Source organism: Kocuria sp. CNJ-770 (genome assembly GCF_001942375.1).
Classification (GTDB): Bacteria; Actinomycetota; Actinomycetes; order Actinomycetales; family Micrococcaceae; genus Kocuria; species Kocuria oceani.
In genome coordinates this window covers 8,274-29,001 of the sequence record NZ_MKJW01000107.1, presented here as the reverse complement: position 1 = coordinate 29,001, position 20,728 = coordinate 8,274, and the positions used below count along the sequence as shown (strand labels likewise).

The window sequence follows — 20,728 nt, the reverse complement described above, 5'->3', positions numbered from 1 at the left end:
GATTGCCGGTCAGTGTGGTCGCTGCCCAGCTCAAACAGGAGTCCAACTGGGATCCCAACGCTGGTAGCTCCGCCGGGCGCAGGGGATCGCCCAGTTCATGCCTGATACCTGGGCCCGGTACGGCCAAGGTGGGGACGTCACCAATCCCGAGGATGCGATTCTGGCCTATGGGCGCTATATGGCTGCCCTGCGCGATGAGGTGAAGGACCTGGCCGGCGATGACGCGGACCAGCTGGTGCGCCTGATGCTGGCCGCTTACAACGCCGGCCCCGGTGCGGTGGCCCAGTACAAGGGGGTGCCGCCGTTCGCGGAGACCCAGAAGTACGTGACCACGATCCTCGACGGTGGGCAGGTGGAGTTCTCCGCTGACTGCGAGGTGCCCACCGGTGCCAAGGAATGGGACGGGGACCTGGGCGACGGGGAGTGGACCACACCCCTACCCGGGGGCAAGTTCACGTCCGGCTACGGGCGGCGCAACGTCCCGGGCCTGCCTGCTTGGGCGCAGGACCACGTGGGGGTGGATATTGCCACCCCCGGTACCGGCTCAGGTTCGGGAGGTCCGGTGATCGCGCCGACCGATCTGCGCATCACCGGGTTCAACAACGAGGACGGGTGCGTGATCGCCAAGGAGAACGGCGATGACCCCGATTTCGGGTTCGCCTTCTGCCACCTGAACTCCTATTCGGTGAAGAAGGGCCAGAAACTTTCCCGTGGGGACGTGATCGGCACCGAGGGCAACAAGGCCGGCCTGGGCGCGGTGGCCACGCACCTGCACTTCGAGATTTACGAGCCCTCCGCCCCGGACGTCGTTTTCCCCTACGAGGGCTACAACATCGACCCCGAACCGATCCTCAAAGAGAAGGGAGCGTGGCCGAGATGATCCGCCACCGTCACCATCTGAGTGCTGTCCTGGTCCTGTGCGCCCTGCCCCTGGTGGGTTGCGGGGCGGGCGCTGAGCAGACGTCCCAGCAGGCCACCACCTCTCCCACGAATGCGGCCGCTTCCAGCAGCACTGCCAGCACCCCTACTGTCCCGGCGACCCCGGCGGTGCCGGGGGATAGCACGTTCCCGGTGCCGGGGGACGCGGACCGCTCCGATGTGGAGTCCACCGCGCACACGGCCGCGCTGATGCTGCACTCCTGGGACACGGCCACCGACCGTACCGAGACGGCCGCGGCGATCCGCGCCAAGCCGCTGATGTCCGAGGAGTGGGCGGCCAATCAGATCGAGCCGCAGCGCAATTCCTCGCAGGGCGCCTGGTTGAAGCCCTCCGAGCACCGGGCCTACAGCGAGGCTCGGGCGGTGGCGGCGATCGGGGACGCGGCTCGGGACGTGGCACCGGATAAGGCGATTCGGGTCTACGACGTGACCTGGAGCTGGATCAGCCGCGACGAGGAGCCGGCCCCGGGCACGGGGCGGCGGCAGGTGACTCTCTACCTGGAGAAGCACGACGGTGCGTGGGAGGTCGTGGGACACCAGCTGCGCGACATGGACCCCGCCGAGACAGGAGGGCAGTGATGAGTGGGGTGGTCCACCGGTGGCCGCTGATCGTGGTCACGATGACTTCCCACGAGGCTCTGGCGGTGTGTGGGGGCAAGCGGGCGGCAGTCGCCGTCGATGAGGTCGGGTCGGTGGCCCTGGCGGCTCGTGATGCCGCATTGGCGGTGTGCGAGGCCATGGGGAAACGGCGGTGCCGGGTCGAGGGGATCACTGACGACAACCAGGTGTACCAAATGGTCGTGGACGTGGATGAGGGCACCTTGGTGGAGCTGCACGAGGCCCCTGGCCCGCCCCCGGTTGCTGCTGGTGTGGCGAGGACCGGGAGCATGGCCGCGGCCGCCGGTGGGACCCGGCGGGGCCGGCGGTGGGACCCGCGCACGCTGACCAAGCGGCAGGCCGGTTACGCGCTGACCGGATTGTTCGTGCTGGCCGGGGTCGCGGTGCCGGTGGGCGCCCAGCTGCTCGGGGAGGACTCCAGCGCCGAGGTCGTGCTGCCGGCGCCGGGGCCCACCCAGCTGCCGGTGGCGCCCCCGGCGGGGTGGTCCACCTACGCGAAGTGGTCGGCCCCGGCCGAGGATCGGGTGCCCGTGCGCCAGGACGCCGCAGGGCGGCTGGTGATGGTCGAGGACCGCGATGTGGTCACCCGCCAAGCCGAGAGCGGTCGGGAGGTCAAGCGCGTGGCGGCCCCCTTCGAGCCGACCGGGCTGGCGGTGTGGACCGACAACGGTACGCCGCGGCTGGCCGTGTCCGGGAGTGGGGGCCGGTTGGCGGTGATGGACCAGGAGGGCGAGCAGTTCGCTGAGGTCCAGCTGCCCGAGCGCGCTGAGGTGGTGCTGGAAGGTGGGGAGCCGCTGATCGTCGGAGCAGATCAGACCGCCGGGGTGCTGGCGGGCAACAGCGTCCAGAAGCGGATTGTGCCTGCTGGGGCCGATGCGGTCGCCGCCGATGGTGGGGCCGTGATTGCTGCGGACCCCCAGACCGGCCGACTGTGGAAGATCACCGAGGAAAGCCCGGAGCTACCGGAGCCAGCCACCGTGAAAGCGCCCAAGGGCATGAAGGTGACGGCGTTCCCGGCTGGGCGAGGGTCGCTGGTGGCGGTCCAGTTCGCCGGGGAGAAGAGCACCGGTGAGTTCGCGCTCCTGGAGGTCACTGCCGGGGAGGGCGAGACGGAGGTGACGCAGTTGGTGTCCGAGGCGGTGAAGGGCTCCACCGGGACAGGACAGCCGCAATGGGACCCGGCCGGGGCGCTGGTGTCTCTGGGGCGGGTGTCGGTGGATTTCGAGGCCGTGACGGTGACGGTACTGCCGGAATCAGCCCAAGCCTCGGCCGGTCACCTGTGGGTGACCGGGACCGGCGATGAGACCAGTGCCCGGCTCTCCCGAGCGGGCACCGCCCTGGATGCCGGGGACCCCAAAGCCTCAGTGCCGGCGCTGATCACAGACGGTGGCCTGGCCGTGGTGGAGGAGAACGGCCAGGTGTACGCCGTGACCGAGACCGCCCCGAACCCGGCAACAACCCCGACTGGGCAGTCGAGCACACAGCAGGACAAGCCGAAGACGACGGACGGGGACGCTTCGACAGCCCCCGAGGATAAGGAGAAGTGATGGAGCTGCACGCGACGATCACCGAGACCGGAGCCATGACGGTCACCATGGGCCCGGACCAACAGGAGCTGGCTGAGCAGCACGAGAACGTGGCCTCCGCCCGGCGGGCGCTGGTGAAGCTCTCCAGCGAGGTCGCTGGAACAACCGGGGAACCGACTCGGGCAGTGACCATGGATCCCTCAGGGATGCACGTGCTGACGGTCTCCGCCGATGGACGGGTTTCCAACGCGCCGGCCCCGGCCGCCGAAGAGACCCCGGCACGTCAGGCGCCCGCTGAGGAGCCGGCGACCACGGCACCGGGAGCACTCGATGAGGTTGCCCCGGAGGATGTGGAGGAGCCGGCCCCACAGGACGTCGAGGAAAGCGTCCCGGCGCAGGCACAAGAAGCCGACGCCGCGGTTGGGGCTGATCCCACCGCGGAGAAGCCCTCCGGGGGCAATCCGTTCCTGGTCACGAAGACCCCGGCCCCGCCGGCACAGGGCCCGGCAGAGGGGACCGCCGCAACGCCGGTAACTGCGCCGCCGGCGGAGAGCCGCAGCGTCGCCGGCGCTGCGGACCACACCCCGAACTTCTTGCAGAACAACTCCCCGGTCACCCCCGACCCGGCCGAGCAGGGCTGGCAGGGTTGGCTCAACCGGGTCTTCGGGCTCAAAGTTGGCCCTTCCGAGTCCGAGCTGCGCCAGCGCGCAGCGGTGGATGCCCTGTCGCGCCATTGGATCGGTTCCCGCACGGTGGCCGTACTCAACTCCAAGGGCGGGGCGAACAAGACGCCCACGGTGATCCGACTGGCCGCTGAACTGGCCCGCGCCGGTGGTGGTGGAGTACTGGCCTGGGATAACAACGAGTCGTTGGGGACCCTGGGGTGGCGGACCCACTCGGGGGTACACAGCGCTACGGTGCTGGACCTCATCACTGCTGCCCCGCAGTTCTTGAAGGCCGGGGCGAGCAAGGCTGACTTGGCCGCGTTCGTCCACCACCAGCCCGAGGACGCTTTCGACGTGCTGCGCTCTGATGAGCGGCCCGAGCACGATCACCGCATTACCGGAGCCGAGGTGGACCTGCTGCATGAGGTCGCCTCCCGCAACTGGCGGCTGATCATCATGGACTCGGGCAACTCGACCCGTGGGGAGAACTTCACGCGGATGATCGACCACACCGACCAGGTGGTGATCGCCACCACCTCTGAGTCGGACAAGGCCCAGGGCGCGGTCAACTCCCTCCAGGCCCTCCACGCCCGCGGTGGTCACGCCGCGCAACTGGCCCGCAACGCGGTGGTAATCGTCTCGGAAGTCCACCCCCAGCACTCCCTCAAAGCCCAGGAAATCGTGGGCGAGTTCGCTCCGATCGTGCGCTCGGCCCACATCGTGCCTTTCGATCAGGCGCTGGTGCAGGGCCGGATGCGCGCCCAGGACCTCTCAGGCCCCACTCGACGGGCATGGCAGTTGGCAGCCGCAGCTGTGATCGCGGAGTTCTAATGCCCCACCTCAACACTCAGCACCCCAGCCTCGTGCTGGCCACAGCCCGAAAGGAGGAGAAGTGATTACCAACCAGGACAAAGACACCCAGGCAGGCAGGCAGGACCAGGACACGGCGGCCCCCTCAGCTGCGACACTGGACCGCCCGGTGCGGCCGGTGGCCCCGGGTGGAGGCAACCCCTTCGTGCTTCCCCCAGAAGAAGAGGAGGCCGGTCCCGAGCCGATCGACACCGATCCAGTGCTGGGCACCGCGGCCTCGTTGTTGGGTCGCACCGGTGTGGAAGACACCGGGTCCGGCAAGGGCTTGTGGCTGATCGGCGCGGCCGGTGGGGTGGGAGTGTCCACTCTGGCCGCCGCGTGCGGTGCGCACGTGTACGACGGCGCCGACTCTGAGCCGCCATGGTCTGCCCGCGCCGCGGTAGTCACCTCCTGCACCCGCACTGCTCTCGATGCCACCCAAGAGCTGGTGCAGGCTTCCCACGCCGGGATCGTGCCCTGGGAGGCGGTAGCCGTGGTCATCGTCCACGACCGGCCCGCCGAGCTGGTCTCCAAGGACTGCCGCCGCCGGGCCCGCGCGGTCCTGCGAATGGTCAAAGGCGGCGGGTACACGATCCCGTTCTTGCCGGAGCTGCGCGAGTCCGCGGCCCCGGCCCTCGATCTGGGGGTGACTCGATCCCGGAAAGTGATCGAGGCCCTCGACAAGCTCGCCACCCGGACGAGCTCCCCCCGAAAGGAGAAGTAGTCATGAACATTCCCCCTCTCTACGTCACTGCCCAGACCACTGTGATGCAGGCGATCAACGTTTCCCCTGAGGCACCTCCGGGTCTGGACAACTTCAATCTGATCGTGTCCTGGATCCTGTGGGGCGCCGGCATCGTGCTGTTCGTCTTCTTCATCTTCGGCCTGGTCTCCGCCGGTCGGAACCGCCGGCACGGCAACGAGATCGAAGCTCCGATCTGGCCGCTGGTGGCCGCTGCCCTTCTCGGCGCCGCCGGCACGATCTGGAACGTCATCATCGGCTGATACCGATCCCTGCGCGGTTGTGGGCCTGCCCCTTGCAGGTCCGCAACCGCGCCCCGGAATACGACGCCCCACTGGGAGGACAGGACAGATGAAGCAGGAACGAACGCAGCAGAAGAATCGTCCGCGGTGGCTGGGTGCAGCCGTAGCGGTCGGAGTGCTGGCGGCGCTGGTAATCATGGCCTTGCTGGTCCGCACCATCACGGTAGAACCCAACGAGCAGGCCAATCCCGTCGAGGAGAACGCGCATGCGCCGGCCTCGGAGGCTGCTCCTGAGGTGGATGGATTGTTGGGCTCTTCTTCCGAGGATTTCGCCTATCCGTGCCAGGCGGAGCTGTCCACCGACGCTGGCTCGGTCGAAGATAAGGCGCCCGAGGTCGATGAGTGGGTGTCGGCCGGTTACAACGTCGTGCCGATGTCCACGGATTTTGGTGGATGCGAGAAGCGAGACTCCGGTCTACGCGTGGGTTACGCCCACACTCCCGCCGGGGCCCTAATGGCGGCCGCTAACTACGCCGTGGTTGTCGATCCCTCGGGTACTGAGGCGCAGGACAGCATCAAGGTAGCCGTTGCCGAAGGCCCTGATCGGGACGAGCTGCTTGACCGAGCCGAGCAGATCAGCAGTGGAAGCGCCCCGGCGACAGACCCGGCAGCGATGCGCAGTGCCGAGTTTGATGGCTACGACGTGCGAGAGGCCAGCAAAGATCGAGCGTCATTCAACATCTATATGAGCTTTGACAACGATGCAGGCGTTCGTCAGCAGGCAGTCGGGCAAGTCGATCTTGTATGGGAGGACGGGGATTGGCGGGTTGAGCCGGCATCCGGCCAGCAGCTCATGACGGTTGACTTTGCCACTACCTCGCCGTCCGTGACTTGGGGCCCGTGATGCTCGAACGTCTTGGTGAGATGGCGGCCTCAGCGGCCGAAGGTGGGGTCGAGGCGATATTGACGTGGCTGGCCGGGGTGGTGCTGACTGCGCTGTTCGACACGGTGCAATGGCTGGGCACCTGGTGGTTGTCGATCGAGGCCCCTGGAATGGGCGAGGGGTCGGCGGCCATGCGTGCGGTGGAGGCCACCCGGGCGTTGCTTCCGCTGTTCGGTGTGATCGGCATGGCCTTTGGTTGCGTGCGGATCGCACGGGAGCAGAGCCGGGGATCGGTGGAGGGCTTGATCGCATCGATGCTGCGCAGCGTGGCTGCCGTGGCTATCGCTCTGGTGGCGACGTCAATGGGGTTGGATTTCGGCTCGCAGATTTCCCCGTGGCTGGTTGAGCAGATCGGTGGCCAGGACGTCAATGAGCAGATGGCTGAGACCTTGGGGTTGCAGGCAATGATCAGCGGCATCCAGAGTTCCGCGGCGTTGGCGGTGATCGTGCTGGTGCTGGCGTTCATTGCGTTGCTGGGGTCGCTCGTCAACGCATTCCTGGTCCTGTTCTCGTATGGCATGGCGTCCGTGCTGGCCGGGCTGTTGGCGTTCTTCGCCGCGGTGTCCACCACGGACAAGGGCAAGAAGAGCTTCGACAAGGTGTTGTCGTGGCTGATCGCTGTAGTGCTGTTCAAACCGGTGGCCGCGATCATCTGGGGAGTGGGCCTGGCCCTGGCTAAGGGCTACGTCGGAGAGGGCTCTGAAGAGCCGATGGATCAGATGGTGGGCCTGTTTGTGGGCCTGGTGATGGTTGTGGGAGCCTCTCTGGCTCTCCCGGCCCTGGCTCGGGTGCGGCCCCGATGGTGGCTGAGGGTCCGCGGGGTATGGGGGCAGGAAGCCTCGTGGCGGCCGGTGGAGCGCTGGCCACCGGTGCGCTGATCGGTGCAGCCACCGCAGGTGCCGGCACGCTGGCCAGTGGTGCTGGGGCACGAGCCGCCGGAGCCGGGGCGGGTGGCGGTGGGATGACCGGCGGTGGCATGACCGGCGGTGGGATGTCTGGCGGTGGTCAGGGTGGTGCCCTGGCCGGTGGTGGTGGGACCGGTCCCAGCACTCGCACCAGTGGCGGCTTTGGCGCTGCCGGCGGCTCTGGGGCAGGTGAGGGCATGGGGGCTCCGGCACAGGCCAGCGGTGCTCCAGGAGCTAGCGGAATCTCAACCAGCAGTGAGGGATCTAGTGATACCGGTGGCGGCGCCACTGGTGTCAGCACCGCCGAGGGACGTGGTGGTAGCGGTCCTGCGGGTGCACAGCCTGAGACTGGGCCCGGAGAGTCCTCCCCGGGTGGCGCCCCCAGTGCTCCCGGGTCGGGTCCTAGCAGTACGGGCAGCCACGGACCGCGCCCATCAGGTGCCGCTGCGCAAAGCGCAGAGTCGGCCGGGACGGGCAGCGGGCCGGCCGGGGAGACGTCGAGCACCACAGGTGGTCCCACGGGTGCCACCGGTGCCAGCCCGGGGCGCAGCAACGGTGGCGCTGGTGGCGCAGATGAGCCGTTGCGCGCGGTGAGTGGCCCGGAAGGGTTCGCCACGCAGACCAGCGGGCCGACAGGCGCGCGGGCTTCGTTCGTGCAGAACGCCGTCCGGGCAGCAGGGTACGAGGCGCGTCGGGCGGCCGACGACGCTGAGAATTCGATGGAGTCAGGGGAGTAAACGATGTCGGAGACGGTGATGGAATCTACGCCGCGTGTGCGGTCCTACGGCAACATCACGGACACCAAGGTCACCGGAATCATGGGTCTGTCCCTGGCGGCCACAGCGGTGGCCGGGGCCGGGGCTATCGGGGCGCTGCTGGTGCTGTGGTTCGGACAGCTGTTGTGGCTGGCGGTGCTTCTGCTGGTGCTGACGGTACCGGCGACCTGGTACTTGCAGTCCAAGGACCGCAACGAGCGGTCCCGAGCGGAGAAAAGGCTGGCGCAGACGATGTTCCGCAAAGCACAGAAGAAGGGGCACACCCGGTATGTGGCTGGGCCGGCCTCGCAGGTACCGGACGGCAGTTTCCGGGCGCCGGGGCTTTTGGCGGCTACCGAGATGATGGAGGGACACACTACGTTCGGGCAGCCGTTTGCGATGCTGTGGGCCCCGCGGACTCAGACGGGGGCGGTGTTCATCGGTACCTCCTCGACCGGTATGGGGCTGCGCGATCAGGAGAGCGTGGATCAGATGGTCGATGCCTGGTCAGAGTTCCAGCGCGAGGCTGGCAGCGTCCCGTCCCTGGTGCAGGTTTCGGTCACCACCCAGTCCACAGCTGATCCTGGGGAGCGGTTGCGTGATGCCGTAGAGGTCGCCCGCTCCGTGGCCGGCGCCGAGGAGGGTGGGTCCGCGTTCGCCCGGGAGGTGATCGGTGATGTGGTCAATGAGCTCTCGTCCTGGACACCGCGGTTGGATCAGTGGATCACGCTGACATTTTCCGCCCGAGAGTCCACGGACGGGGCGGTGCCCGCGCGCACGGCCCAGGAGTTGATGGAAGAGGTAGGTGGTGTGCTCCCCGGTTTCTGCGAGTTGGCCACCGTTTCCGGGGCCGGGGCGGTGTCGCTGCTGCAAGTAGCGGACGTGACCGACTCAACGCACGTAGCATTCAACCCCTCGGCGGCCGCCGATGTGGAGCGGTCCCGGCTGACCGCCGCCGGCACTGGGTTGTCCTGGGAGGAAGTGGGACCGACCTCAGCCGAGGTGCTGGCAAAGCCCATGTGCTACGCGCACTCGGGGGCGGTGTCGAAGTCTTGGCAGATGTTCGGCGCACCCTCGGGAGTGTTTCGGGAGTGGGGACTGCGGGCGTTGCTGGAGCCCGATGACCGTTTCTTGCAGAAGCGGGTCACGGTGTTCTACCGCCCGGCTGATCCTCAGTCCAGCGTGCGGGAGGTCAACGCCCGGATCGTCAATGCGGAGTTCGCGGCCAACCAGAAGAACCGGCGCGTCTCGGCCGCCGAGCAACTGGCGGTGGCCAAGGCCAAGCAGGCCGCCCAGGAGCAGGCCCGCGGTGCGGCGATGGTGCGGTTCTCCATCCTGGTCACGGCAACGGTGGGTTCGGCCGGCCAGGAGTTGGCCAAGGCTGAGGCTGCTATCCGGCAGAAGGCGGCCCAGGGCATCCAGCTGCGGTTGCGTGGGTGCGATCACAACGACGACGCGGCCTTCGCGATGGGTCTGGGTCTGGGGATCGTCCCGGACAAGGCCGCCACACTTTCCGATGCGATGAGGAGGGCACTGTGAGTGTTCTTGATGATGTGATCGACCGGATCGGCAATCGGTTTTTCGGTGAGCGGGAAGGCTCGGCCGGCGGAGACCGGATGCCGGGACTGACCGCCAAGGGCTTTGACATGGCCGATGGTGGCCGGTGCTCTTGGGTGGAGGCTCCGCCGGAGTTCGCCGCCACCAGCGCTCAGACAGCCGGGCTATGGCCTTATTGCGTGGGCACCTCCTCTCCGCTGATTGGTGCCCCGCTGGGGCGCAACACCAATAACGGGTCGGTGGTGTGCGGAGACCCGATCAGCCTGTTCATCCGCGGCACGATTTCCTCCCCGTCGGGGTTCATCATGGGCCTCAACGGCCGGGGCAAATCCTCGGTGACGGTGCGGATTTGCATCTACCTGTCCTCCCTGTCGTTCGTGCCGCTGATCCTGGGCGACCTCAAACCGGACTACGTGGGCATGATCAAGGAAATCGGCGGGCAGGTGATCCGTGTGGGTCCCGGCATCGGGTCGGTTAACCCCCTGGATGCAGGGCCGCTGTGGAACCGGGTCGACGAGCTGCCGGTGGCCAAGCGCAACGAACTGCTCTCGGAGATTCACACCCGCCGGGTCAACACGGTGCGCGGGCTGCTGGAGCTGGCTCGTGGCCGGGGCTTGGACACGGAGAAGCAGGAACCCACGGTGCTGTCCATGGCGGTCCGTGTCGCCACGGTCCGGGCCGAGGCGGAGGGACGGCAACCGTTGCTGGGAGACCTGGTGACGGCAATCCGGGAGGCGCCGGCGGAGATGCAGGCGGTGACGCTAGCCAATGACGCCGCGGAGTTCCGGGCGGAGTCCAAGTCCTTAGTCAAAGGCTTGATCGGTTTGCTGGAGGACGGCCCGTTTGGGGACGTGTTCTGCAAGCCCACCACCCGACAGATGCAGGTGGACCGGCCGGCCTGCTTTGACGTCTCCGGGGTGGACATCTCTGATGAAATGATGCGCGCGGCGATCCAGATCGTGTGCTGGGCCTATGGTCAGGCCGGGGTCTCGGCGGCTAAGACGCTGGCGGTGGCCGGGCTCGAGCCCGAGCGGCACCACCTGATGATCATGGACGAGCTGTGGCAGACCTTGCGTGCTTCGGAGCTGCTGGTGCACCAGATCGATGCGCTCACCCGACTGAACCGGCAAAAGGGCTTGGGGCAGATCATGATCACCCACACCATGAAAGACCTCACGCTGTCCACGGAACAGCTGTCCGAGATTGCCCGCGGGTTCCTGGAGCGGTCCTCGGTGAAGTACTTCGGTGGGCTGGCGCGCAATGAGATGGAGCTGCTGGAGCAGGTCTTGCCGCTGTCCCAGCGGGAGAAGGACCTGTTGGTGGAATGGTCAGCTGAGGGCGCCACCGATCCGCGCACCGGGCAGTCGCTGCCTCCGCCAGGGCGGGGCCGGTTCATGATGAAGCTGGGGGAGAACGCCCCCGGAGTGCCGTTCAAGATGAATCTCACCGACACCGAGCACCGCATCCACGACACGAACGAGGCGTGGGTCGAGGCGATGGCGAGGGCCCGGGCATGAGCGGCTCGCTGTGGATGATGATCGTGGCCCTCGTACTGGGGGCAGTGACGGCGGCGTGGTGGTATTCCGGGCGACGGGGCGGGTCGATGGGTGAAACCGTCAAGCGCCTCGACAGGGCGCACCCTGTTGGTGCGGTAGACCGGGACAAGCGCCAGGAGGAGGCTCATCAGCTACACCCGAACGCCCCGGGTATCGGCCCGGGTCTGAGCATCGGGGCGCTGGGCGAGTACGGGGACCGGCGCCTGTACCAGGGGTGGCGGGAGTGTTCGGTGCACGTGTGGGGCACCGGACGGGGCAAGACCACCAGCCAGGTAGTCCGGCACGCGGCCGAGGCACCGGGTGCATTTCTGATGACCACGAACAAGGTGGACGGGGTGGCCGAGGTGATTGCCGCCCGCCGCGACCGGGGCCGGGTGTGGGTCTTCGATCCCCAGCGCATTCTCGATGAGGCCGGGGAACCGACAATGACGATTGACCTGTTCGCTTCGGTGGAGGACACCCGCACCGCCGATGAGGTCGCGGCGATTTTTGAATCCGCCTCCGCCGGGGCCGCCGGCGCGAGCGGTCGCGACCCGCAGTTCGACTCCCAGGGCCGGGACCTGCTCTCGGCATGCATCTTGGCCGCGGCCGAGGATGGGCGGGAGCCGGCAACCATTCTGGAATGGATTACCTCGGGGAAGTTGCGCGATCCCGAGGCTGTGTTGCGCGATCACGGTCACACCGGTCGGGCCGCGATGCTGCGCGGCATCTCCCAGCAACCCGACGACACCCGCGGTTCGGTTTTCGCCACAGCCCAGCGCATGGCTTCAGCCCTGTCTCATGACGTGCTGGTCCGATGGGCCACCCCGACCACGGGGGTGCGCCGGTTCGACCCTGACGCCTTCGTGGACAGCGACGACACGTTGATTTTGCTAGCCCAGGACACGGCCGGTTCCGGGGCCGCGTTCGTCTCCACGGTGTTGCATACGGTGTTCACCGCCGCGCAGAAGAGCGCCCGCCGCAATGGCGGTCGGTTGCGCGTGCCCCTGGTGGCCGACCTGGACGAGGTGGGTAACGTCGTGAAGCTGCCGGCCCTGGCCGAGTGGTACTCCTACTTCGGGTCGATGGGCATCGTGGTCTCTGCGTTCTTCCAGACCAAAGGGCAGGGGGTAACCATGCTGCGCCACACCGGATGGGAGACGCTGTGGTCGGCCGCCGCGGTGCGGGTCTACGGCGGTGGGGTGGATGACGACAAGTTCCTGGAACAGCTCTCCAAGGTCACCGGCAAATACGATCACCGCACACAGTCCTACTCCACTAGTCGAGGTGGGGGACGCAGCACCTCCGTGCAGACCCAGCAGCGCGAGATTCTGCCCGTGGACAAGCTCGCCGCACTGCCTCCGGGGCGGGCATGGGTGCGCACTAACAAAGGTGGGGGCACGATCGTGCGCACCGTGGGCTGGTTTGCCGATCCGCCGCTGGCCGCTTGGATTGCCGAGGGCTTGGACGAAATGAAGGAGGTTGGCTGAGCCATGAGTGACAGAGAGACCGATCAGTTCCGCGCCCCGGATAATCACCCAGGCCAGGATGAGGATGAGGTTTGGACGTCGCTGGTGTCATGGGTGGAAACGCTCATCGCCGGCGTGGAGAGCTTCGACCACGAGGGCAATATGCATTGGTGCCCGCAGTGGTGGGCCCACCCCGAGGCGGTCGAGCGGTTCCGCGGGATGCATCAGCAATACCTTGCCTCGGCCCCCAACAAGGACCAGCCCTACGGACTGTTTTCCTCGTGGTGGACCGATCACTTCGACCGTCACGCGGCAGTGCTCTTCGCCCAGCGTGGCCCCTTCGGGGAATGCCGTGACGGGCACGTGGAGAAGCCGCGGCTCTCCACGGTGTCCCCGCCGGCGGGATGGAGCACATAGGCAGACACGGCACCGTGGCCAGAAATAGGGCCGGGCATCCCATGAGGATGCCCGGCCCTACCTTTGCGCCCGCGAAAGGGTTCGACGTGTTGTTAGAGGCTGCGGCCGCCGGTGTCGCGTTGAGCTTGTTGCGCCCGCTGGGACGCGGCGGCAGCGCGGGCCGCTTTCTGCTGAGCCGTGGTGCGCTGCGGGGTAGGAGCATCCTTCTGCTGCTGGTGGGGGTACTTGGCGGCGTGGGCCTTACGCGCTTGTTCGGCTTGCTCTTGGCCCAGCTGGTGCAGGGACTTCCGCTGCGGAGTGTGAGGGGGTTCCGTCATGGGGGTCTCCTTGTTCTGGCTGACCGAAGTGGTGTCTTGCTCCTGCGAGGTGGGGCGTTCATTAGCCTGGCCGGCCCGGTATCGGGCCACAGCCGCATCGATGAGCTTCTGGCGGTTGGTGGTGCTGTCCTCTCCCCCACTGGTGGCCGCGGCGGTGACAGCGGCCTGGCGGGCCTGCGGTGCCGGCAACGGATCGGCGGCCTGTCCACGGGTGGTGCGCAGCGCCTCTACGGTCTCCTGAGCTGGTGCCGGGGTAGTACGCACGCGCTCGGCCACATGTGCCTCATCGACGGTCCGCCGGACCTGCTCCGGCGTCTGCGGGGCGGCGGTCGTGAGGGCGGAGTGCTTGTGCAGCGCGGTGGCCCGTTGAATCAGCGCGGCCGCGGCCGGATCGTCGTGGTGGGCCTGGGGGATCAGGGCCGTCTCGTGAGCGGGAACGTTGTAGCGGTTGCGGTACGCCTCGACCTCGGCGGCGACCTGGTGCCATTCGGCCGCCTTGGCCGGTTTCGCCGGCACCGGCCCCAGGGCCGCGGCCCACTCCGGGCGGGTCTCGGCCAGCTCGGCGCCGCGCACCATGACGCGCTCCTCCAGCCGGGTGCGCAGCCGCTCCAGCTGCTCCCGATACTGCACCGGCACCTGGGCGTCGGTGATCAGCGGGCTGGGGGCCAGGTCCTCGCTCACCCGGCGTCCATCCGCCACGGGTACCGGTGCGGGAGTCTTGCTGGCCACCGCCCGCACCTGCTGCTCAGCGGTAATAGCCTCCCCGATAGTGATGTGCGAATCAGTGCGTGTCCGCTCACCGCGGGCGATCTGCTCCACGGCCGCCTGGGGCGGGGAAAGGTGTGCGCGTCGATCCTGTTCGGCGCCCATGGTCTGAGTCATCCACTCCAGCTTGGCGGCAGTGGTGGAGGTCCACCGCTCAGGAGGTAGGGCCTCCAGCTGGTCCCGGCCGAGACGAAGGGTGTTAGCCAGCCGCTCAGAAGGCATGAGCGCAAACGGGCGCTCCGCCCAGTCCGGGTCCTCGACCCGAGGCGGGGTCTGGGCGACTCCGGTGCGATCGGCCAGCTTTTGCAGGTGCTCGTCGGTGAGGTTGCCCAGGGGCCGGCGGTCGGCGTTATCCAGGACGCGCTGGGCGGCCTCGATCTGCTGCTCCAGCCGCCACGCCAGCACCGCGGCCGGGTCCTCGGCCCCACCAAAGCCGCGCTGATGCACCGCCCGGTTCAGGAGTTCAGCCGGGTCCATGCCGGCCTCCTGAGCCGTGTGCAGGTGCGTGGCCACCGCGCCCCACGCCTCAGTGTCGGTGAAGTCCGCGGCCTTGCTCGCGCCCAGGACGTCCACGGCCATCGCACGGGTCTTGGCCGTCCAGGCAGCGTCAGCGGTCTCGCGGTAAACCTCACCCAGGGTGGCGACGTCACCGGTGCGCATGGCCTCAGCCGCCACCGTCTCGTGCGCTGACAGGTTCCGGTCGTAGGCGCCGGCGATCGCCTCCAGCACCTCATCCCGGCTCTGCCCCTCGCTCAGGGCGACGTACACCTGATTGGTTTCCCGTCCCCGGGTGGCGGCCACATAGGCGGCAGCACGGTCCGTAGCGGAGTCCACGATCGCGTGGGCGGTATCCACGGTCGCACCCTGGGCACGGTGCACCGTCGCCGCATAACCCAACTGGCCGTGCTTGCTCAGATAGTAGGCAGCCAGGGTGATCTTGCCCCCGTGGCCGGTGTGCCGCAGCGTCGCCTTCTCGGCCCCGACCTTCTCCACGGTCCACACATCGTTGTTCTTCACGAAGTCCCGGCCGCCGTTGAGCTGCAAGGTCCGATCGTTGCGACGGGTCACCACCACGTCCCCAGCATGGGCAGTGAGCCCGTCGCGCAACACCACCGACTCCCCGGACGCATCGAGCTGCCCGGTGGCGATCCGGGCGGCCTGAGCCCGGGCGTTGAGGTCAGTCACGGTGGCGTTGTCGGTGGCGATCAGCAGGGACCGCTTGCCCGCCTGAGTGTCGGTGATCCAGGCCCGCAGCGCGGTATCGGTCATGGCCTCGGTGTCCCCGGCGACCACCCGGCGGTTCTCCAGATACCAGGCCCACGGGACGTCAGCGCCTACGGCCGGGGGTTCGCGCAGCGCCAGCGACGCGGCCGCCTCACCCTCGGTGCGGAAGCGGTGGACGGCCTCCAGGCGGGTCGCGCCCACCTCGTTGTCCAGCAGCCGCAGCGCCCCACCGGAGCCGATCGCCCCGAGCTGGCGGTCATCCCCGATGGCGCGCACCACGGCCCCATGCCGGGCCGCCACGGCCACGAGCTCGGCCAGCTTGCCGGTGGTGACCATGCCCACCTCATCGAGGATCACCACGTCCCCCGCACTCAACTGCGCCGCCCCGGTGCGACCCGTGCGGTGGGCAATCAGGAAAGCATCAATGGTCGTCGCCTGGGCCCCAATGTCCTCCGACATGACGGCAGCAGCAGCCGCCGTGGGCGCCAGGCCAACGACGTTGCCGCCGGTCGCCCGCACCGCATCGGCGGCCAGCGACAGGCTGGTGGTCTTGCCGGCCCCGGCCGGGCCGATGCCCAGACTGAGCAGCTTCTCGTCGGTGGCGAAGGCGCGGGCGAGGGCCACCTGACCGTCGCTGAGCGGGCCGGTGTGCGCCGCTAGCACTTCCTCGAACCGCTCCGCCGACACAGCGGGGATGACGGTGCGCTGGGCGGCGGCGAGCACCTGGTGCTCGGTCTCCAACACCTCCCGAGAGGTGAACACTGCCGCGTCGGAACGGATGAACTGGCTGGTGCCATCGGCGCGGGTGAACTCCGCCAGGCGCGGCACATCAGCCTGCGGGGTGACCGACAGACTGTGCGTGGTGGTGGCCTCCCGGACGACCTCGGCCACCAGCTCATCGGGCACCGTGCGCCCGATCATGGCATCTTTCAGGTGCCGGCGGGTCTGCGCGTGGACGTGGTTGACGCTCCACGTCGCCTGTTTCTGGGACAGCTCGTGCACCACCAGACGGGCGTGCTCAGAGACGTCGATCTGGGCGGCCTCGGCGCCCAGCGGCGCGTTGCCGGCGGCTGCCCGCACGTGGGCCAACAGGTCCTCTCCGACCGGCATGTGCACCTGCTGCCTGTAATCCTGTCCCCACTCCTCGACCAGCTCGGACAGGCGCCGGGCGGACTTCTTCGCCGGCCGGGATTCCAGGGTGGCTTGTTGGGCCAAAGCGATCTTCTGAGTCGGTCGTGGTGCGTATCCGTGGCGTTCGGTGAACTCGGCTTCCAGCCGTTCCACGGTCGCGGCAATGTCGGCCCGGCGGGAGGAGGCGTGGTGGATCGCGTCCAGGTCCACCCCGGCAATCTCGTAGATCGGCTCATTCCCGCTGGCCATTCTGGGGGTTGCCGCGACCCCCAAGGAGGTAGACACCTTCTCCATGACCTTCGCGTTGTAGGTCTCCGAGGCGGCCACCTTCATGCGGTACAGGGGTGCGTCCGTCCAGGGAGGACCACTTGCCGTCCGCGCCGAAAACCTTGTTGGCGATCACCACGTGATCGTGCAGCTGCGGGTCCCCGGTCCGGGAGTCATAGTGACGGAACTGGGTGGCGATCAGCCCACCCTCGACGTCGATCTGACGGACCCCGTTACGGCCTCGACGGGTGAACGTCGCTTCTTGCTCCAGGAAGCTCAGCGTCTCGGCAATGGCTTCGTTGTGCGCGGCCTCCACGGCCTTGCGGGCCTCGTCCCCGCCCAGGGCCCAGAGCAGGGAGACCGACTTAGCGGGGGAGAACACCAGGTCATACCCGGCCACGGTCTGCTGCTTCGCGGTGGTCTGAGCGGTGATGAACCGGCCCAGCTCCTCCTTGTTCCGCACGTCGCGGCCATGCGTCTCCCGGAACAGCTGGCCACCGACGCGGCCCCGGATCGTCTGCCGCTCCTCGCGGGTGGGGGCGGCCCCGGTGGTGCGTTCGTGCCGAGCAGTCTCCTCCTCCAGGCGCCGGGTCAGCTCCGTGTCCGCACTGGCGTAGCGGTGGTATTTCTGGCCCAGAGCCACGTCCGCCTGGGTGCCGCCGGCGGCCAGGATGCGGTCGGCATCCGGGCGGATGCCCTCCCCGAACAGGGCCGCCATTTGCGCCTCGGTGACCTCCCCGGACACCCCCAGCAGCGCCTGCGAATGGGCGACCCACTGCCCCGGGGGCATGCCCTCGACGGTGTAGTAATCCCCCAGCGCGCGGTCACCGGAGCGCAGCTCATCGGCGGAGGCGACCTCGGAGGTGTAGTAGGCATACCCGTCCCCAGCGCTGAGCTTGTGGAGGGTCATCACAGAAGCAATCTAGCGCGTTTTCATCCTCATTTATCAATGATGCACTAGGTGTGACGGTCTGATAGGGCGTGAAGGGCCGATGCGAGCTTGCGAGTCATTGGGCTGGAAGGACCCAGAAAGTCCGTCACGGATGTGACGCGGTTGTGCCTACGAGACTGTGGGTGTGGGCAGGGGATGCCAAGGGCAGGACGAGGAACGAGGACGAACCGCAGAGCATCAGCTGTCCACACCCACAGTCGATTGGGTGCAAGCGCACCAGTTGTCCACATGCGCTGTTCATGTGGGCAACCTGCACGAGCTGGGGTGGGGGCTGTGGGTCCGATGGAGAGACCGGAGGATGAATCTCGGAAGCGGTCCACAGCCCCCACCCCAGCTCACAGCGCTACCGCCGACCAGGCGTCCTCCTTCGCGCCGCTGGCTGGGCTGGCGGAACGGGAGTGAGAGAAGGAGTTGGTCTATAACCGTTAGGGCGTGGGTGGTGTTCAATGGAAGGGAATGATGTTGCTGATGTGAAGGAGGAGTGGTGGCGCAGCGCAAGAGTGCGACCAAGACCGAGGCGCGGGAGCGGGCCCGCCGGGCGGCCGCGGAGTCGATGGCCCGGGAGCAGCGGTTGCTGGAACTGGGCGAGCAGTTCTTCGTCGCCCAGGGTGAGGCGGAGCAAATCATGAAGACGGCTGAGCGGCGCTTTGCGGAGATACGCACCAAGGCCGAGCAGGACGCTGCCCAAGCCAAGGCGTCACAGGCTCGCGTGGTTGCCAGCATGAAGGGTGAGCGCGTCACAGTGTCTGAGATTGCCCAGCGTCTTGAACTGTCAATGGCCGAGGTCCGTGCCCTCTTGAAAGACTCCCCTGACAGCACCGACTCTGATGCTGTCGGTGAGACTGCGGATGGAAAGGACCACGAGGTGGGTGAAGCTGCTGAGGTGCCCGAGCGGAAGTCAGGGCTCGATGAGCCGGTACAGCTTCTATCGCTATCACCCAGCAGATGGAGAACGACCGAGGCCCTTTGCTGCCAATCAATTTCGCGCCTCATGAGAGTCACAACTGTCTCCCGAAGAAGAGGGGTTGTGATCCTGTAACCACTGCCCCCAACTCTCCTCCAGATACCGCAGAAGATGCGTGTTGAGCATGGACAATGCTCGCGCACCGCTCTCCAGCGATTCCAGCACCTCTCTTGCAGCCTCTGGGGACTTGCTCGTCGCTGTTCGTGCGGCAGTTGCCTGCACACCCAGCGCCGAAATCTGATGAGCTATCACGCTGTAGTACTCCTCCAGCAACTCCAACGACAAATAGCTCTCAGGCTCCCGGGCTCCGGACACATTAGCCAACTCGTCCATCACAGTCCCCTTCATCGTGGCTAGGCGTGGTGATCCATCATCGGCCCGGACCTGCCCTGTGGTCCTCCCCCACAAGAGGGATCTGCGAGCCGAAGAATGCACCCAGCCGCTATTGAAGGGTTCTAGAACAGGGTGGGGTGGTTGGGGTCGATGCCATGCACGAGCTCGCGCACCACGTCCTCGTCCCACCCGCGGGTTTTCAACTCCTCGCGCAGCTGCCGAGACCGGGCCGAGCGTTCGGCCTTCGACAGCCGCCGCCACCGGGCGGCGGTGGCCGAGGGCATCCGGCCTTTCATCGCCCGATCGGCCATGTTCTCCGCCCGAGTGCCCAACAGCAGGTGCGTGGACGGTTCCAGGGAGGCGTGTACGCACAGCGGGACGTCACACCAGTGCAGCGCGGTCAACCCCTCGATTGCGGCCAGGCCGCCGTGGACGGTGGCCAAGGAGAAGCGGTGGGCGGCAACGGCTCTCTGCCCGTTGGCGGTAGGCAGCCAGAAACGGCCATAACCGTCATCACTGATCGCGCCCAACCACAACCAGCACGAGTCGGGCTCCGGTCCTTTCAGGACGTGGGAGTAGAAGCGCTCAACGTCGGATGACTGCACGGCGGGCCTCCGCTCGGTGAACCAGCAGCAGCAGCAGGCCCGTGATTACCGCGCCGACTCCGATCGCCGGCCAGGTGTTGTCGTTGATGCCCACCACGGTCCACACCCAGAACAGATACGGGGTGATGGCTACGGCGCCGGCCACGCGGTGGCGCAGCGCGGAGGGCATCGGGATGATGCGCAGCACCCAGTGCGCTATCGCGTGGCCGATGCGGTAGAACAGCCGTACCCACCACAGCAGGTAGAGGATCACGATGCGGGGCATCAGCGGTCTCCTCTCGGTGTGGGGGTGTCATGGGTGGCCGCCAGTGCTTCGGCGTCCCAGACGTCGATCTCGTCTTCGGGTAGCTCCAGACTCACATGTGCCAGGGACTTAATCTCTCCGCGCAGCACCCGACCCACTGCGCCCTTGGACACCCCGACGCGGCGGTGGATCTTGTAGTGGGACAGCCCCGCCCGGTGCAGCCGGTGGATGGCGCGCACCTGCTCGGGGGTGATCGGAGATTTGCGCCCCAGCTGCACCCCGCGGGCCCGGGCAGCCTCCAGCCCATCCTGGACGCGCTCCACGATCAGTGCGCGTTGATACTCGGCCATCGCCACGAACACGTTGAGCTGGAAACGGCCAACCGGAGTGGTGGTGTCGATGGTGTCGGTGAGACTACGCAGCGCCACCCCGCGGCGGATCAGTTCGTCAATCGTGGTGACCATGTGGACCAGGGACCGGCCCAGCCGGTCCAGGGAGTACAGCACCAGGGTGTCCCCTTCCCGGGCCTCGGCCATGAGCGCGGCCAGGCCGGGGCGCTCTGCCTGGGTGCCGCTGATCTTGTCGGTGAAGACAAGCTCCGCCGGCACCCCGGCCTCGGTGAGCGCGCGCAGCTGCACGTCGAGGTTCTGGGAGGTGGTGGACACTCGGGCGTAGCCGAGCAGCCGGCCGGGGCGACTCGAATCTGGGCTGTTGTGAGCTTTTTGAGTCATCGTCTATCGAGTCCTGGATTTCGAGTCGGGATT

General features: G+C 67.6%; 18 protein-coding genes. 13 read left to right on the top strand and 5 right to left on the bottom strand.

Going from position 1 to position 20,728, the window contains the following annotated elements; translation table 11 throughout:
• Nucleotides 1-97 precede the first annotated feature (97 nt).
• The 12 genes from BJF77_RS12465 (at nucleotide 98) to BJF77_RS12410 (ending at nucleotide 13,162) form a co-directional block, all read left to right on the top strand.
• Complete coding sequence (locus BJF77_RS12465; RefSeq protein ID WP_255396252.1) at nucleotides 98-880, top strand: peptidoglycan DD-metalloendopeptidase family protein; 783 nt, start codon at nucleotides 98-100, stop codon at nucleotides 878-880.
• Nucleotides 877-1,518 (top strand): hypothetical protein, encoded by a 642-nt coding sequence (locus BJF77_RS12460; protein ID WP_075872374.1) that lies wholly within the window; start codon nucleotides 877-879, stop codon nucleotides 1,516-1,518. The genes BJF77_RS12465 and BJF77_RS12460 overlap by 4 nt, the downstream gene beginning before the upstream one ends.
• Before the next feature lie 308 nt (nucleotides 1,519-1,826).
• Complete coding sequence (locus tag BJF77_RS12455; protein ID WP_222845002.1) at nucleotides 1,827-3,104, top strand: hypothetical protein; 1,278 nt, start codon at nucleotides 1,827-1,829, stop codon at nucleotides 3,102-3,104.
• Nucleotides 3,104-4,579: a hypothetical protein gene (locus BJF77_RS12450; RefSeq protein ID WP_075872370.1), complete on the top strand. Its 1,476-nt coding sequence runs from the start codon at nucleotides 3,104-3,106 to the stop codon at nucleotides 4,577-4,579. Before BJF77_RS12455 ends, BJF77_RS12450 begins: the two co-directional genes overlap by 1 nt.
• A gap of 61 nt (nucleotides 4,580-4,640) precedes the next feature.
• Nucleotides 4,641-5,321, top strand: coding sequence for a DUF6668 family protein (locus tag BJF77_RS12445; protein ID WP_075872369.1), 681 nt, complete (start codon nucleotides 4,641-4,643; stop codon nucleotides 5,319-5,321).
• Between the two features lie 2 nt (nucleotides 5,322-5,323).
• The gene (locus BJF77_RS12440) at nucleotides 5,324-5,602 is read left to right on the top strand and encodes a hypothetical protein (protein ID WP_075872368.1); all 279 of its coding nucleotides are present in this window, start codon (nucleotides 5,324-5,326) and stop codon (nucleotides 5,600-5,602) included.
• A gap of 88 nt (nucleotides 5,603-5,690) precedes the next feature.
• Nucleotides 5,691-6,485: a hypothetical protein gene (locus BJF77_RS12435; protein ID WP_075872367.1), complete on the top strand. Its 795-nt coding sequence runs from the start codon at nucleotides 5,691-5,693 to the stop codon at nucleotides 6,483-6,485.
• Nucleotides 6,482-7,402, top strand: a complete 921-nt coding sequence (locus BJF77_RS12430; RefSeq protein WP_139318564.1) for a hypothetical protein — start codon at nucleotides 6,482-6,484, stop codon at nucleotides 7,400-7,402. The genes BJF77_RS12435 and BJF77_RS12430 overlap by 4 nt, the downstream gene beginning before the upstream one ends.
• A 767-nt stretch (nucleotides 7,403-8,169) precedes the next feature.
• Complete coding sequence (locus tag BJF77_RS12425; RefSeq protein WP_075872365.1) at nucleotides 8,170-9,723, top strand: SCO6880 family protein; 1,554 nt, start codon at nucleotides 8,170-8,172, stop codon at nucleotides 9,721-9,723.
• Nucleotides 9,720-11,258, top strand: coding sequence for a hypothetical protein (locus BJF77_RS12420; RefSeq protein WP_083665140.1), 1,539 nt, complete (start codon nucleotides 9,720-9,722; stop codon nucleotides 11,256-11,258). The genes BJF77_RS12425 and BJF77_RS12420 overlap by 4 nt, the downstream gene beginning before the upstream one ends.
• Nucleotides 11,255-12,766, top strand: a complete 1,512-nt coding sequence (locus BJF77_RS12415) for a type IV secretory system conjugative DNA transfer family protein (protein ID WP_139318563.1) — start codon at nucleotides 11,255-11,257, stop codon at nucleotides 12,764-12,766. The genes BJF77_RS12420 and BJF77_RS12415 overlap by 4 nt, the downstream gene beginning before the upstream one ends.
• Before the next feature lie 3 nt (nucleotides 12,767-12,769).
• Nucleotides 12,770-13,162, top strand: coding sequence for a DUF4913 domain-containing protein (locus tag BJF77_RS12410; RefSeq protein ID WP_075872363.1), 393 nt, complete (start codon nucleotides 12,770-12,772; stop codon nucleotides 13,160-13,162).
• A gap of 92 nt (nucleotides 13,163-13,254) precedes the next feature.
• Here BJF77_RS12410 and BJF77_RS12405 read toward each other — a convergent pair whose 3' ends face one another.
• Together BJF77_RS12405 and mobF are read right to left on the bottom strand one after the other, a co-directional pair.
• A complete protein-coding gene (locus BJF77_RS12405; RefSeq protein ID WP_075872362.1) occupies nucleotides 13,255-16,932 on the bottom strand; it encodes an AAA family ATPase in 3,678 nt (1,225 codons plus the stop codon).
• Entirely contained in the window at nucleotides 16,832-17,776 is a 945-nt protein-coding gene (gene mobF, locus BJF77_RS12400; RefSeq protein WP_075872361.1) for a MobF family relaxase, read from the bottom strand. Before mobF ends, BJF77_RS12405 begins: the two co-directional genes overlap by 101 nt.
• A gap of 526 nt (nucleotides 17,777-18,302) precedes the next feature.
• Between mobF and BJF77_RS12395 the strand changes: the two genes are divergently transcribed.
• On the top strand, nucleotides 18,303-18,857 hold the full coding sequence (locus tag BJF77_RS12395; RefSeq protein WP_075872360.1) for a hypothetical protein: 555 nt from the start codon (nucleotides 18,303-18,305) through the stop codon (nucleotides 18,855-18,857).
• A gap of 380 nt (nucleotides 18,858-19,237) precedes the next feature.
• On the opposite strand, the gene BJF77_RS12390 is transcribed toward BJF77_RS12395, so the two are convergent.
• From BJF77_RS12390 to BJF77_RS12380, 3 genes are read right to left on the bottom strand one after another with little or no spacing between them, the layout of a single operon-like run.
• Complete coding sequence (locus tag BJF77_RS12390) at nucleotides 19,238-19,720, bottom strand: hypothetical protein (protein ID WP_075872359.1); 483 nt, start codon at nucleotides 19,718-19,720, stop codon at nucleotides 19,238-19,240.
• Nucleotides 19,701-19,985: a hypothetical protein gene (locus tag BJF77_RS12385; RefSeq protein ID WP_075872358.1), complete on the bottom strand. Its 285-nt coding sequence runs from the start codon at nucleotides 19,983-19,985 to the stop codon at nucleotides 19,701-19,703. Before BJF77_RS12385 ends, BJF77_RS12390 begins: the two co-directional genes overlap by 20 nt.
• Entirely contained in the window at nucleotides 19,985-20,695 is a 711-nt protein-coding gene (locus BJF77_RS12380) for a recombinase family protein (RefSeq protein ID WP_083665139.1), read from the bottom strand. The genes BJF77_RS12385 and BJF77_RS12380 overlap by 1 nt, the downstream gene beginning before the upstream one ends.
• Between the last annotated feature and the right edge of the window lie 33 nt (nucleotides 20,696-20,728).

Coding starts and splice junctions, on each gene's coding strand:
- BJF77_RS12410 (WP_075872363.1), top strand. CDS start 12,770: ATGAGTGACAGAGAGACCGATCAGTTCCGCGCCCCGGATAATCACCCA.
- BJF77_RS12405 (WP_075872362.1), bottom strand. CDS start 16,932: ATGAAGGTGGCCGCCTCGGAGACCTACAACGCGAAGGTCATGGAGAAG.
- BJF77_RS12460 (WP_075872374.1), top strand. CDS start 877: ATGATCCGCCACCGTCACCATCTGAGTGCTGTCCTGGTCCTGTGCGCC.
- BJF77_RS12380 (WP_083665139.1), bottom strand. CDS start 20,695: ATGACTCAAAAAGCTCACAACAGCCCAGATTCGAGTCGCCCCGGCCGG.
- BJF77_RS12455 (WP_222845002.1), top strand. CDS start 1,827: ATGGCCGCGGCCGCCGGTGGGACCCGGCGGGGCCGGCGGTGGGACCCG.
- BJF77_RS12435 (WP_075872367.1), top strand. CDS start 5,691: ATGAAGCAGGAACGAACGCAGCAGAAGAATCGTCCGCGGTGGCTGGGT.
- BJF77_RS12465 (WP_255396252.1), top strand. CDS start 98: ATGCCTGATACCTGGGCCCGGTACGGCCAAGGTGGGGACGTCACCAAT.
- BJF77_RS12385 (WP_075872358.1), bottom strand. CDS start 19,985: ATGCCCCGCATCGTGATCCTCTACCTGCTGTGGTGGGTACGGCTGTTC.
- BJF77_RS12415 (WP_139318563.1), top strand. CDS start 11,255: ATGAGCGGCTCGCTGTGGATGATGATCGTGGCCCTCGTACTGGGGGCA.
- mobF (WP_075872361.1), bottom strand. CDS start 17,776: ATGACCCTCCACAAGCTCAGCGCTGGGGACGGGTATGCCTACTACACC.
- BJF77_RS12450 (WP_075872370.1), top strand. CDS start 3,104: ATGGAGCTGCACGCGACGATCACCGAGACCGGAGCCATGACGGTCACC.
- BJF77_RS12425 (WP_075872365.1), top strand. CDS start 8,170: ATGTCGGAGACGGTGATGGAATCTACGCCGCGTGTGCGGTCCTACGGC.
- BJF77_RS12440 (WP_075872368.1), top strand. CDS start 5,324: ATGAACATTCCCCCTCTCTACGTCACTGCCCAGACCACTGTGATGCAG.